Source organism: Acidimicrobiales bacterium (assembly GCA_040219085.1).
GTDB lineage: Bacteria > Actinomycetota > Acidimicrobiia > Acidimicrobiales > JAVJTC01 > JAVJTC01.
In genome coordinates, this window is sequence record JAVJTC010000034.1 from 59,715 (window position 1) to 72,832 (window position 13,118).

At 69.6% G+C, this 13,118-nt stretch carries 10 protein-coding genes; 2 read left to right on the forward strand and 8 right to left on the reverse strand.

Translation table 11 applies throughout. The annotated features are described in order from the left end of the window. Positions 1–29 precede the first annotated feature (29 nt). Genes RIE08_14985 through RIE08_14995 form a run of 3 tightly spaced genes read right to left on the reverse strand, consistent with a single transcriptional unit; the run spans position 30 to position 3,050 of the window. On the reverse strand, positions 30–1,403 hold the full coding sequence (locus RIE08_14985) for a TrpB-like pyridoxal phosphate-dependent enzyme (GenBank protein ID MEQ8718911.1): 1,374 nt from the start codon (positions 1,401–1,403) through the stop codon (positions 30–32). Position 1,404: 1 nt separating this feature from the next. After that, the gene (locus RIE08_14990) at positions 1,405–2,421 is read right to left on the reverse strand and encodes a TIGR03086 family metal-binding protein (protein MEQ8718912.1); all 1,017 of its coding nucleotides are present in this window, start codon (positions 2,419–2,421) and stop codon (positions 1,405–1,407) included. Beyond that, positions 2,418–3,050 carry an MOSC domain-containing protein gene (locus RIE08_14995; protein MEQ8718913.1) on the reverse strand — a complete coding sequence of 211 codons (633 nt, stop codon included), beginning with the start codon at positions 3,048–3,050 and terminating at the stop codon, positions 2,418–2,420. Before RIE08_14995 ends, RIE08_14990 begins: the two co-directional genes overlap by 4 nt. Before the next feature lie 50 nt (positions 3,051–3,100). Here RIE08_14995 and RIE08_15000 point away from each other — a divergent pair, with 50 nt between their 5' ends. Both RIE08_15000 and RIE08_15005 read left to right on the forward strand, forming a co-directional pair. After that, positions 3,101–4,873 (forward strand): sodium:proton antiporter, encoded by a 1,773-nt coding sequence (locus RIE08_15000; GenBank protein ID MEQ8718914.1) that lies wholly within the window; start codon positions 3,101–3,103, stop codon positions 4,871–4,873. Then, a complete protein-coding gene (locus RIE08_15005) occupies positions 4,870–5,751 on the forward strand; it encodes a copper resistance protein CopC (protein MEQ8718915.1) in 882 nt (293 codons plus the stop codon). Before RIE08_15000 ends, RIE08_15005 begins: the two co-directional genes overlap by 4 nt. Before the next feature lie 21 nt (positions 5,752–5,772). Here RIE08_15005 and RIE08_15010 read toward each other — a convergent pair whose 3' ends face one another. The 5 genes from RIE08_15010 to RIE08_15030 form a co-directional block, all read right to left on the reverse strand. After that, complete coding sequence (locus tag RIE08_15010) at positions 5,773–6,858, reverse strand: ABC transporter ATP-binding protein (GenBank protein MEQ8718916.1); 1,086 nt, start codon at positions 6,856–6,858, stop codon at positions 5,773–5,775. A gap of 18 nt (positions 6,859–6,876) precedes the next feature. Beyond that, entirely contained in the window at positions 6,877–9,756 is a 2,880-nt protein-coding gene (locus RIE08_15015) for a cation-translocating P-type ATPase (GenBank protein MEQ8718917.1), read from the reverse strand. Between the two features lie 88 nt (positions 9,757–9,844). Continuing rightward, positions 9,845–10,963: a DUF1501 domain-containing protein gene (locus tag RIE08_15020; GenBank protein ID MEQ8718918.1), complete on the reverse strand. Its 1,119-nt coding sequence runs from the start codon at positions 10,961–10,963 to the stop codon at positions 9,845–9,847. A 13-nt stretch (positions 10,964–10,976) separates the two neighbouring features. Continuing rightward, positions 10,977–12,356 (reverse strand): DUF1800 domain-containing protein, encoded by a 1,380-nt coding sequence (locus tag RIE08_15025; GenBank protein ID MEQ8718919.1) that lies wholly within the window; start codon positions 12,354–12,356, stop codon positions 10,977–10,979. A 197-nt stretch (positions 12,357–12,553) separates the two neighbouring features. After that, positions 12,554–12,796 carry an aquaporin gene (locus RIE08_15030; protein MEQ8718920.1) on the reverse strand — a complete coding sequence of 81 codons (243 nt, stop codon included), beginning with the start codon at positions 12,794–12,796 and terminating at the stop codon, positions 12,554–12,556. Between the last annotated feature and the right edge of the window lie 322 nt (positions 12,797–13,118).

Consider the following 13,118-nt stretch of genomic DNA (forward strand, 5'->3'; position numbering starts at 1 on the left):
CCTGGCTCGGACCCGGCCGACCACGATGCTCAGTCGACGACGGGAACGCGGGCCATCGCCGCGGCGATCGTCTCCGACGACAGCTCGTGGTCGACCATCTCGCCCGAGAGGTAGCTCTCGTAGGCGGGGAGGTCGAGGTGTCCGTGGCCGCACAGCGCGGTGAGGATCGTCCGGGACTCGCCCTCTTCGCGGCACCGCAGCGCCTCGCGGACAGCGGCGGCGATCGCATGGGTCGGCTCCGGTGCGGGGACGATGCCCTCGGTGCGGGCGAACTGGACGGCCGCGTCGAAGCACTCGTTCTGGCTGATGGCCTCCGCCTCGACCAGGCCGGTCTCGTAGAGATGCGATACGAGCGGTGCCATCCCGTGGTAGCGGAGACCCCCGGCGTGGATCGGATCGGGGATGAAGTCGTGACCGAGCGTGTGCATCTTCACGAGGGGTGTCATACCGGCGGTGTCGCCGAAGTCGTAGCGGTACTCGCCGCGGGTGAGGGTCGGGCACGCCGCCGGCTCGACGCAGCGGATCACCGGGTCCATCCGCCCGGCGAGCTTCTCGCGCAGGAACGGCAGGCTGAGCCCGGCGAAGTTGGATCCTCCACCGGTACAGCCGACCAGGACGTCGGGCGTCTCGCCGACCTTCGCGAGCTGCAGCAGGGTCTCCTCGCCGATGATCGTCTGGTGCAAGAGGACGTGGTTCAGCACCGAGCCGAGCGCGTAGCGCGTCTTGGGATCGGCGACGGCCATCGAGACCGCCTCGGAGATCGCGATCCCCAGGCTGCCGGGATGGTCGGGGTTCTCCGCCAGGAGTGACCGGCCGAAGTCGGTGAGCTCCGAGGGGCTCGAGTGCACGGTGGCGCCCCAGACCTCCATCATCGTCTTGCGGTAGGGCTTGGCGCGGTAGGAGGCGGCCACCTGCCACACCTCGCACTCCATGTCGTACTGCGCGGTGGCGAACGCGAGAGCCGATCCCCATTGGCCCGCGCCGGTCTCCGTCGTCAGCTTCGTGATGCCCTCGGCATGGTTGTAGAAGGCCTGGGGTACCGACGTGTTCGGCTTGTGCGAGCCGGCGGGGCTCACGCCCTCGTACTTGTAGAAGATCTTCGCCGGGGTATCGAGGATCTTCTCGAGCCGACGCGCCCGGAACAGCGGGCTGGGTCGCCAGAGCCGGTACACGTCGAGCACGCCGCCGGGGATGTCGATGTAGGACTCGGTCGAGACCTCCTGGGCGATGAGCGCCATCGGGAACAGCAGCGCCAGGTCGTCGGGGCCGATCGGCTCGCGTGTCCCGGGATGAAGGGGCGGCGGCGGTGGCGTCGGCAGGTCCGGGATCGCGTTGTACCACTGCGTCGGCATCTCGGACTCGTCGAGAAGAACCTTCGTGTAGCCGTCCCTGTTCGAGTTCATGTCAGAGCTCGCGGCCGGAGAGAGCGAGGAGGCGGGTCTGGGCGTCGGCGTCGTCGCCCGTGGACACCACCGGTCCGTACATTCCCGGCCCGCGCAGCTCCTCGGTGACCGCGTCCATCGCGGCGGTGGCGGCGGCGACCAGGTCCGGCGGAAGGGCGTCATCGGTCCCCACGCTGCGCGCCAGGTCCCAGGTGTGGATGACCATGTCACGCATCAGCGCGACCACGAGGTAGTCGGTCGCCACCTCCCGTTCGCCCAGCTTCAGCGTCGTGACGTCGTGCGCGAGCGCCCGGGTCACAGCCGCTTCACCCGCCGCGCGGGCATCGGTCCACGCGGTCGTGCGGTCGGCGTCGACCGGGCGGGCGACCCCGGTGAAGAAGTCGTCACCGTCGATCCCGGCCGACAGTCCGTGGAGGTTCGAGACGACGTGGTCGATCACGTCGCCCGCGTCCCAGCCGTCACAGGGCGAGGCGGCGGCGAAGTCGTCGTTGGACAGCGGCATGACGCGGCTGTCGAACAGGGCCAGCGCGTCCACGAAGGCCCGCAGATCCGCACGGCCGACGGTGTCGCGCGGCAGTGCGTTCTCGCCGGTCACCTGGTACAGCTCGATGATGTTGCCGAACGGGTCCCGCCCGTAGATCGAACGGTTCTCGCCGAGGGTCACCGGCGGCCCGTGGAAGGTCATGCCTGCGGCGCCGAGGCGCTCGAACTCCATGTCGATGTCGGAGACCTGGAGACAGAAGTGGGTGATCCCGTGGTCGGCGGGGGAGTAGCCCGGGTCCATGGGACGCGGCTCGGGGGACCGGTAGCACCACAGCTCGATGTACGCGTTGTGCCCGCGCAGCATCTTCATCTCGGTGGAGGTGCCCTCCAGCCCGATGACGCGGTCGGCTTCCGGGCGGGTCTTGTCCCAGTCGCCGACGAACGCCTCGGTGAATCCGAGAACGTCCATGTAGAAGCGCGCGGCCTCGGCCATGTCCGGCACCGAGATCCCCACGTGGTGTACGCCGTGGATCATGTCGTTTCCCCCTTCCGGGCGAGCATGCGCCGCGCCCAGTCCTTCCATTCGGGATCGAGTTCCTCGACGTCGAGGAGTCTCTCGATCATCTCGCGTTCTCCCGCGTTGGCACGAACCATCATGTCGATGGTGACGCCATGGCCCGGTGGCCGTCCCACCTCGATCGTGTCGCCGGCTGTGACCGTGCCGCCTGTGGAGATCTCGAGATAGGTGCCGTTGCGGCGCGCTGCATCGAACCGTGCGACGAACGCGGCGTCGCCCATCGCCATCCCGAGCTTGAAGCAGGGGAACCTTGCGGTGCTGACGGCGAGCGTCGCCGAGCCGACGCGCCACGGCGTGCCTATCACCTGGTGTTGCAGGTCGATCCCCTCGACGGTCAGGTTCTCGCCGAAGCGCGCCCACGGTACGGTTTCGCCGAGCTCGTCGCTCCACCACCGGTAGTCCTCGGCGGAGTAGGCGTAGACCGCCTTGTAGCGACCGCCGTGAACCCGCTGGTCGGACTGTTCATCGCCGCTCAGATTCACCCCGTCGACCAGAACGGGGCCGCTCACGGGCTTCTTCGCGATCGACGAGGTCACCGCGCGCCCGTGCCATTCGACGGTGGTCGGGCGCCCTACGTTGACCTGCACTATCCGTGGAGCTTGGCGGTTTTCGGACGTCACTGTGCCATTCTGACCCGGTGACCGACCCGATGGTGCAACTCGCCGTCATCGTGGGACTCGGTGTCGGGTGTCAGTGGATCGGGGCCCGGATCGGGGTCCCGTCGATTCTCCTGCTGCTGGCGGGCGGGATTCTCGTCGGTCCGGTCAGCGACGTCGTCGAGCCCGACGCGCTCTTCGGCCCCCTCCTGTTCCCCGGGATATCACTGGGCGTCGGGATCCTCCTGTTCGAAGGGGGCCTCGCCCTGCGTCGTGACGAGGTCGGTGCGGTGTCGCACCCGCTCGCCCGCCTCGTGACCATCGGCGCGGTCGTGACCTGGCTGATCGGCGCTGCGACGACGGCGCTGCTCTTCGACGTGACGAGCGAGGAGGCGCTGCTGACCGGCGCGATCCTCGTCGTGTCCGGTCCCACCGTCGTCCTCCCGCTGCTCCGGATCATCAACGCCCGACCGGCCTCGGCGTCGTTGTTGCGTTGGGAGGGCATCGTCATCGACCCGATCGGCGCCATCCTCGCGGTGGTGGTCCTCGAAGCTGCGCTGGGCGCCGACGACGCCGCCTCGATCACGGGTCGGATCCTCGCCACACTCGGGGGTGGCGCGGCCGTCGGATTCGTCACCTCGCTGCTGCTCATCGAGGCGCTCGCCCGCCACTGGATCCCCGACCGGCTCCAGACGACGACGACGCTGGGCGCCGTCATGGCCGCCTTCACCGCCGCGGAACAGATCCAGGTCGAGGCGGGGCTGACGGCGACAACGGTGATGGGGATAATGCTCGCCAACCAGCGCCGGGCGCCGGCCGCCCACATCAAGGAGTTCGGGGAGGACCTCGGCGTGATCGTTCTCGGCTCGCTGTTCATCGTTCTCGGGGCACGGGTGGATCTCGACGACCTCGCTGAACACCTGGCACCGTCACTGATCATCCTGGCGGTGCTCGTGGTCATCGCCCGGCCGCTTGCAGTCCTCCTCTCGACGTGGGGGACGAACGTGCCTGCGGCCGACCGCCGATTCGCGGCGGCCATGGCACCACGGGGCATCGTGGCGGCCGCCGTCGGGTCCCTGTTCGCCCTCGAACTGGAGGAACACGGGACCGAGTTCCCCGAGCTGGTGCCCATCGTCTTCACGGTCATCGTGGGCTCGGTGATCTTCTACGGTCTCACGGGTCGGCTCTTCGCCCGGGCGTTCCGGGTGGCGAGGGCGCAGGCGAAAGGGGTCGTGCTCGTCGGCGGCAGTCCGTGGGTGATCGACATCGCCGACAAGCTCACCGAGATCGAGGTGCCGTGCCTGGTGGTCACCTCCGAGGAGGAGGCCATCGTGGATGCCGCGACACGGGGAGTGTTGATCTATACGGGAAAGGTGGACTCCGAGGAGTTGATCACCGCAGCCGAGGGCGTCGGCGCCTCCGTGGCGATAGCTCTCGCCAGCTCCGACGAATTGAACGCCCTCGCCGTGCGTCGGCTCTCCGAGGTGGTCGGACGATCCGGTGTCTTCCGTCTGCGGACAGGCGACGGCGATCACGGCGACGAGGGCGGGGCGGCTTCCGATATCGCGACACAGCCCGCCTTCGGCGAGGTGACCCGTTCTCATCTCGAGAGCGTGCTGGCCGACGGTGGTCGGATCGTCGCAGCGGGGCGGACGCCCGGTGACCGCCGCGATTACCTGCCGCTCGTCGTGGTCGACCCGGACGGAACGCCGCGCGTGGCCGCTGGTGACGAGGGCTTCGACCCGGGAGAGATCGTCATCGCTCTCGTCGGCTCGGATGCCAACCGACGCTTCTGGCCGGTGGTCGGGCGATGAGCAGTTTCCCGGTTTCCTCCCGTGTCCGACGGCTTCTGGCATTCCCGGTTTCCTCCCGTGTCCGACGGCTTCTGGCAGCCGTTTGTGTCGTTGCCGTCGTCCTCGGGGCATTCGTCGGTTCGGCCGGCGCGCACACCGACCTCGAGTCGTCCGTACCCGGGGCCTCGACGACTGTCGGCGGCGACGATGTCGGCAGGGTCGAGCTCTTCTTCTTCGGTCCGATCGAAGACGACGCTCCCCGCGTCGAGGTCGACGGACCGTCAGGGCTTCGCGTCGGCGAAGTCGAGGTCGTGGACGCGACGACGGTGGTGGCCACCTTCGCCCCACTCGACGTCGCGGGAATCCACACGGTCACCTGGACGGTCATCGCCTCTGACGGCGACGCGGTGACCGGCGAGGTCGTCTTCGAGTTCGAGCCGGTGCGGGAGGCCCCTGCGTACCTGCTACTCGACCGGGAGCGCTCGTTCGTCGTGTTCGTGGTCGTGGCCATCGCCGCGGTGGTGGCCCTCGGCGTCATCGTGCCACTCGGCCGACGGAGGCGGCGCAGCGCGGTGACCGGGCACACCATCGAGATCCTGTACCACTCAGAATGCGACGACGCTGCGGACATGGCCGAATCGCTGCACGTCGCACTCGAGGGCCTCGGTCGCGACGTCGAGATCACGATGGTCGAGGTTCGTGACGACGCCCACGCGGCGGAACTCGGGTTTCGCGGGTCGCCGTCGGCTCTGCTCGACGGAGCGGACCTCTTCGATGCCTCCGGAGCGGTCGGGTTCGGTTGCCGCCTCTATGAGACGCCCGACGGTCTTCGGGGTAGGCCCGATGACGAGCAGGTCGCCGCGGCCCTCGCCCGGCGTCTCGCCGACCCCGCCCGGTAGGAGCCCGGCGGTCATGCCGGCTCAGGTCGGGTGGAACAGCGCCGCACCCGACGTCGGATCGAAGAGGTGGAAGTGGCGGGGTTCGAAGCCGAGGGCGGCCATGTCGCCGATTCGCGGAGCGCCGCTGCGGGTCAACGCCGACAGGGAGACGTCGCCGATGCTCACCCCCACGATCCGGTGGGCGCCCCGTGACCTCGCCGATTCCACCCGCCCGGCGAGTCGGTTCGGCCCTGTCGCGTCGAGCCGGAGGTGCTCGGGCCGCAACCCCACCGTGAGGGTGCGGCCGACGTAGCGGGCGGTGACCTCGGGGTAGGCGCGGACGCGCAGATTCCCGATGCGGTACCACCGTTCGTCACCGGTCGCCTCCACGGCCACATCGATCATGTTCATGGCCGGCTCGCCGACGAAGCCCGCAACCATCGTGTTGACCGGACGTTCGTAGATGTCGGCGGGGGTGCCGGCCTGTTGGAGGTGACCACGATCCAGGACGGCCATGCGGTCCGACAGGGAGCGGGCATCGGTCTGGTCGGCGGTCACCAGCAGCGTCGTGATGCCGTAATGACGCTGGAGGGTCATCAGGTCGCCGCGGAAGCGCTCCTTGAGCTGCGGATCGAGGCGCATGAACGGCTCGTCCAACAGGAGGAAGCGAGGCCGGGTGACCAGAGAGCGGGCCATCTGTACGGCCTGGCGTTCACCGGCCGACAACTCGCTGCGCCGACGCTCGAGGAGGTGGCTGATCGACAGGCTCGCGGCCTCCAGTTCGACCCGGAGTTCGACCTCGGACCGGGGGCGCGCGCGGAGTTCCAGCGGAAAGGCGATGTTCGAGCGGGCCGTGCGTCCGGGGAGCATCGTGTCGGCGTTGCTGACCATCGCGAAACCGCGGTCGTGGGGCGGCACGTCATCGACGATGTCGTCGTCGACTATGACGTGGCCATCGTCGGGTGTTTCGAACCCGGCGAGGATCCGCAGCGCCGTGCTCTTGCCGCATCCTGACGGGCCGACGAGGGAGACGAACTCGCCGTCTGCCAGGTGCAGGTCGAGTCCGGCCACAGCGAACGACGACGGCTCGAACTGCCTGGTGACGTGGTCGAGGTGGATTCTGGTCATCGCAAACCTGCGTGGAGCCTACGACGCCCGCCGTGCCCGCTGCGGGTCGGACCTGGTCCGCCATGCCCGGCCGGTGAGCTTACGTACCTCGGCGGCGACGAGGACGCTCGATGCGAGTCCCAGGGCGAGCATCCACTGGGTCACATCCAGGGGGGTCGTGTCGAACGCTTGGTTGAGTACGCCGACGTGCACGACGAGCACCTGCAGTCCCGCCGAGAGAACGACAGCGCCCCATAGCCAGGGGTTCGAGAAGAGGGACACGAACGCGGACTCGAGGGGGGAGCGGGCGTTGAAGCAGTTGAACAACTGGGCGAGGACGAGCGTGGTGAAGGCCATGGTCCGCGCCGTGACGATGTCGCCGTCCCCGCCGATCAACCCGCCCGTCAACTCGATGTCGAGTGCCAGCAGCGTCGCGACCGCCATCACGAAGCCCGTGAATACGACGTCACGTTGCATGGGCCCGTCGATCACCCGGTCCTGGGCGGACCGGGGCGGCCGGTCCATCGGGTTCTCGACGGCCGGGTCGATGCCGAGAGCGAGCGCCGGCGCGGAGTCCGTGAGCAGGTTGATCCAGAGGATGTGGGTCGCCAGAAGCGGGACAGCGATCGCCTCGCCGGTGTCGTCGAGGCCGAGGGCCGTCGCCGCCACCACGCCACCGAACATCGTGAGCACCTCGCCCATGTTCGACGACAGCAGGTACCGGAGGAACTTGCGGATGTTCGCGAAGATGCCCCGCCCTTCGGCGACGGCGGCGACGATCGTCGCGAAGTCGTCGTCGGCGAGGATCATGTTGGACGCCTCCTTGGAGACGTCGGTGCCTGTGATACCCATCGCGACGCCGATGTCGGCGGTCTGCAGGGCGGGGGCGTCGTTCACGCCGTCGCCCGTCATCGCGACGGTGGCGCCCCGCGACTGCAGCGACTGGACGATCCGCAACTTGTGTTCGGGGGCGACGCGGGCGAAGACCGAGGTCTGTTCCAGGGCATCGGCGAGGCCGGCGGCATCCATCGTCTCGATGTCCACGCCGCGCACCACGGGTGCCGGGCCGTCGACGATGCCTATCCGCTGGGCGATCCGCAGGGCGGTCAGCGGGTGGTCGCCGGTGATCATGACGACCCGGATCCCGGCTCGTCGGGCCTCGGTCACCGCCGCGGCGGCTTCGGCGCGGGGAGGGTCGATGATCCCCACCGTGCCGAGGAAGACGAGGTCGGTCTCAAGCGACGTGTCGGCGGTCTCCGGGGCGTCGTCGAGGCGGCGGTAGGCCACCCCGAGCGTCCGCAGGGCGTCATCCGCCAGACCCTCGATGCCGGCGAGGATCTCGTCGCGGCGTCGGGCGGTCAGTCCGGTCGCCTCGCCGTGGACGTTCTCGTGGGTGCAGAGCCCCAGCAGGACGTCGGGGGCGCCCTTGGTCACGACGAGGTGCTGGTGGTCGCGTTCGGTGTCGACCTCGAGCGTCGACATGAGCTTGCGATCCGAGTCGAAGGGGACATCGGCGCGGCGGTCGAAGCGGGCCCGTCGACGTTCTGTGATGCCCAGCTTGCGTTCGGCGACGAGGAAGGCGGCTTCGGTCGGATCGCCGCGCACCGTCCACACGCCATCGGCATGAAGGAGCGCGCTCTCGTTCGCCAGCGAACCACCGGCGATGACCCAGTTGACCTCCTCGAGTACGAGCTCATCGGTCCCGGAGCGTGCGGTGACGGTCACGTGTCCCGCCGGGTCGTACCCGCTGCCGGTGAACTCGGAGGTGCCCGATGCGGTGACGACGCGTTGGATCGTCATCTCGTTGCGCGTCAGGGTGCCCGTCTTGTCGGTGCAGATGACCGACGCCGATCCGAGCGTCTCGACCGAGGAGAGTCGGGTCACGATCGCGTTGCGCGCGGCCATTCGCTGGACGCCGAGTGCCAGTACGACGGTCAAGATGGCGGGAAGGCCCTCCGGTACGGCGGCCACCGCGAGCGAGACGCCGACCAGCAGGACGTCGACCACGTCGGTCGCATCGGAGATGTCGGAGACGGCGAAGATGGTCGCGATCACGAAGAGGGCGATCGCGACCACGGCGATACCGAGTATCCGGCCGACCCTGGCGATCTCGCGCTCGAGAGGGGTCGGGGGTTCGTCGGCGCCGGCGTCGAGGAGGGAGGCGATGCGGCCCATCTCGGTGCGCATGCCGGTGGCGGTGACGACGATACGACCCCGACCTGTCACGACGGCTGTCCCGTTGTAGGCCATGTCGACACGGTCGCCGACGACCGTCGGCCCGTTGACGACGTCGGTGCGTTTGAGGACCGGTTCGCTCTCACCGGTGAGGGGCGCCTCGGCGATCCGCAGCATCGAGGCGTCCACGATGCGACCGTCCGCCGCGATGGCGTCACCCTCGGTGACGACCAGGACATCGCCGGGGACGACAGTCGCCGCATCGACTTCGACGATTCGCGCGTCACGGATGACGGTTGCGCGTGCGGCCGCCATCTCACGCAGAGCCAGCACGGCTCGTGCGGCGCGGGCCTCCTGCCAGAAACCCAGGATCGCGTTGGCGGCGACGATCGCGGCGATGACGATGGCGTCGAATGGCGTCTCATCGGTCCCCTCGATGACCCACGCAACGAGCGAGATGGCGATGGCGACGAGCAGGAGTAGGACCAGCGGGTCCCGGAACTGTGCGAGCAACCGGCGCCACCAGGGGTCTTCGTCCGTGGCTTCGAGGACGTTGGGTCCCCATGTGGCCAGCCGCCGCTGCGCCTCGGCGTCCGTCAGCCCGGTGTCGACATCGGTGCCCGCTCGTGCGACGACGACGTCGACGGTCTCGAGCCAGGGCTCGTTGCCCCCCGCGCCGGGTCCTGGCGAGTCCGCAGCGTGCGCGCCCACCGGCGCATCGGATCCTGTCGACGGTGGGGGCACCGCGTCGACGGTATTCGATCCGGTTGGCGGGCGGATCCGGCTAAAGGCCCTTCTCGGGGTGGCGGAATCCCAGGCCGGGTGGACGCGGTCAGGCGATGAGTTCCAGAGATGCGAGGGAGGCGCCGCCACCGACGACCGTCTCGAGGTCGGGTGTGCCGAGTAGGTCGGCGGCGATCTCGGCCTGGATCGCCCGGAGGTCGTTGACCGGTGCCACGTCGCCGTCGGCGAGATCGTCGAGTCCGGGCCAGTCGCCGCGGACGCCGCCGTTGACAGCGTTGCCTGCGACCAGGACGACCGAGCCGGTCCCGTGGTCGGTTCCCCCCGAGCCGTTCTCCGCGACACGTCGCCCGAACTCGGTGACCACGAGCGCTGTCAGGTCGTCGTGGCGTCCGAGAATCTCGCCGAGGGCGGCGTCGAGGCCGGCCACGAGGCCGGCGAACGCGCCGGTCGCGCCAACCCCCTGAGCGTTGTGTGTGTCCCACCCGCCCACGTTCACCATGACGATCTCCGTGCCGAGCCCGGCTGCGAGGACGGCGGACGCCCCGGCGAAAGCCGTTGCGGTCGCTCCGGTTCCGAAGGCCGCCGGATCGGCGACGGCGTCGATCGGGTCGGCGGCAACGGTTTCGAGGACATCGAGCGCGGCGAGAGCACCCTCGGCGGTGATCCCGGCGGTGTCGCCCCACACCGTGGCGAGTGTCGCGGGGTCGGGGCTGAGCCGACTGGGGCTCACTGTGACGGTGCCACGCGCTCGGCCACGCCGGTAGACGCCCAGCTCGATTGCAGTGGGCTCGGGGGTGGCCAGGGCGTCGCCGGTACCCCACAACGACGGGGGAACACCGACGGACGCAACGGCGATCCCGCGGAACGGCGACGCGCCGTCTGTGGCGGTCGTGGCGAGGTGGCGCCCGAGCCAACCCGTTCCGGCCGCACCGCCCGATCTCTCGAGTGCGGCCTGCGAGGTGAAGTGGCTGCGGGTCTGGTCGGTGAAGCCGACCGCTGGGACCGCTGCGAGCGAACCCGCCGCGTACAGCTCGTGGAGGCGGGGCGCCGAAGGGTGCAGAGCGAATGTGTCGTCGAGCGCGGGTGCCTCGGAACCGTCGATCCGCAGCGTGGGCCGCAACGAGTTGTAGGCGGGGTCGGTCGTGGGGATCAGCAGGCTGAGCCCGTCGGCCCCGCCGCGCAGGAACACCATCAGGAGCTTGTTCATGTTCGCCTCCTCTTCAGACGAGTTGGATGTCGGGGCCGGCCATCACCTCGACCGCGTCGGCGGCGGTCGTCACGCCGAAGCCGTCCCAGGAGAGGTCGAGGCCGCGTGTAGTGGCGCCGGCGAAGGTGGTCAGCGCGTTCCAGCGGGTGATCATCGCGCCCGCGTTCGTCCAGGCCGCCGAGGCGGTCGGTGCGCCGTCGGGGGAGGGCCACTCGTAGGGCAGGTGGCCCATCACCCGCAGCAGGCCGGTGAGCGCCGTCGTGGTGTCGCCCGCCATGGCGGGGTCGATCCGGGCGTCGCCGCGCCGCAGTACCGTCGCCACGAGATCGGTGGGGCGCCTCGCCATGAGTGTGGCGGTCGAGTCGAACCGGTCACTCGTCAGCAGATGACCGACGACCGGTGCGATCGCGGTGTCGTTCGCCATGTAGAGCGCGGTCGCCTCGTCCACGAGCGGATCGTCAGCGGTGACTGATTCACCGACGAAGCGTCGTGCGAGTAGGTGGGCCACACGTCGGCCCGTCGCCGGGTGGCGCGCTAGGTGCTCCAGGAGCGATTCGCCGGCACCGACGCCGGTGGTGGTCGGCTGCCATCCGAGGACGTCACCACCCTGGGCGACGGGGCCGAGGTCATGGCGTCGGCTGACGAACCGGAACGAGCCGGTGCGCGGGTCCAGGGTCCAGCCGGAGAGGACGTGGGCGACCTCGACGACGTCGGCCTCGTCGTAGCCGGCGTCGACCCCGACCGTGTGGAGTTCGAGCAGCTCCCTGGCGTAGTTCTCGTTGGGCACGTTGTCCCCGTCCGCCCGGCTGCTCGCGTTGTCGAGGTAGAGCAGCATCGCGGCGCTCTTGGCGGTGGCCACGAGGAGGTCCGAGTACCGGCCCAGGGCGTGGCGGCGCAGCAACAGGTCGTAGTCGCCGAGGGCGAGGACCGCCGGAGCCTGACCGGAGGAGACGTGGAGCAGGTCGGCGAACACGTCGACGAGGCGTTGCCGGATCTGGTCGGGGGCGAACGCGGCGTTGACCACGAAGCGGGCTGCGACCCCGTTGGCGATCTGTGGTCGGAGTGCGAGGCGTTCGGAGGGGTCGGCGCCCCTGGCGGCGGCGATCCCCGCGGGCGTCTCGATGCTGTTCGGGGCGGACAGCTGGGCGTCGACCCAGGCCGGAAAGCCCATCCGCGCCACCTCGTCGAGGAGCGCCGGCGTCACGCCGAACGTCGCCCGCTCCAACCGACGGAGGGTGGAGGTGTCGAGTTCCGTCGTTGTGGGCTGGGCGGCGGCGAGCCCGTGGTCGACGAGGCCACCCAGTGTCCCGGCTCCGCATGCGGCCAGGCCGACGAGGCCGAGCGAGCGCAGCATGGACCGGCGGCTGATCTCCGTGTTCATCGGTTCACTCATGGTGGCCACGATCGGCGAGCACGATGAGAGCCTGGCCAGAAAGAGGTGAGAACTACCGAAGAAGCGTTCCGTCGGTCAGTGGGCGTGCGGATCCGCTGACGGGTGCGGGACGACGACTCTGTCGGCGACCGACCCGATGTCCGGGTACATGACCCTGATGACGGCCACCGCGACCAGAGTGGCCGCGAGCTGGACCGCTACGAAAGCGGGGCCCCGGCCGGTTCGATGCCGGCGAAGGTGTCGGAGAACATACGGCCGACTGTCACGGCGGGATTCGCGAAGCTCGTCGAGGAGGTGAAGTAGTAGGCGGCGGCCGTCACCTTGTCCACGCCCCCGAAGACGAGGTCCGCCAGGGTCACGGCGGGGTTGAAGTGGGCACCGGAGGCCGCACCCGGCGCGAGGATCAGCGCGCTGAGGACTCCGGCGGTTGCACACGACATCGGTCGCATCCACGGTGCCGGCACCGCCTGCTGCGTAGGTCGCGCCGAGGGGCGTGAGCGACACGTACCGGCGCCTCCCGTCGCCCGAGGAGCGCAGGCGGCGGATCGGCCCCGCGAGTTCGAGTGTCTCCAGGTGGTGCGCTGTGAGGTTGCCCGCGATCACGACGAGCTCCGCGAGTTCTCCGGGGGACCGGTCTGACACCGCCAGTTCGTCGATGATGCGGAGGCGGTTCGCATCCGCGAGCGCGGCGTGGACCGCGATGCGGCGTGTGAACGCTTCGTCGGCCAGAGGTGTGGTCCCTCGCCGTCGGCTCGTCGCACC

Bases quoted from the DNA above. Each gene is read 5' to 3' on its own strand.
- RIE08_14985 (MEQ8718911.1), bottom strand. From the start codon at position 1,403: ATGAACTCGAACAGGGACGGCTACACGAAGGTTCTTCTCGACGAGTCC.
- RIE08_14990 (MEQ8718912.1), bottom strand. From the start codon at position 2,421: ATGATCCACGGCGTACACCACGTGGGGATCTCGGTGCCGGACATGGCC.
- RIE08_15005 (MEQ8718915.1), top strand. From the start codon at position 4,870: ATGAGCAGTTTCCCGGTTTCCTCCCGTGTCCGACGGCTTCTGGCATTC.
- RIE08_15010 (MEQ8718916.1), bottom strand. From the start codon at position 6,858: ATGACCAGAATCCACCTCGACCACGTCACCAGGCAGTTCGAGCCGTCG.
- RIE08_15020 (MEQ8718918.1), bottom strand. From the start codon at position 10,963: ATGAACAAGCTCCTGATGGTGTTCCTGCGCGGCGGGGCCGACGGGCTC.
- RIE08_15025 (MEQ8718919.1), bottom strand. From the start codon at position 12,356: ATGAGTGAACCGATGAACACGGAGATCAGCCGCCGGTCCATGCTGCGC.
- RIE08_15030 (MEQ8718920.1), bottom strand. From the start codon at position 12,796: ATGTCGTGTGCAACCGCCGGAGTCCTCAGCGCGCTGATCCTCGCGCCG.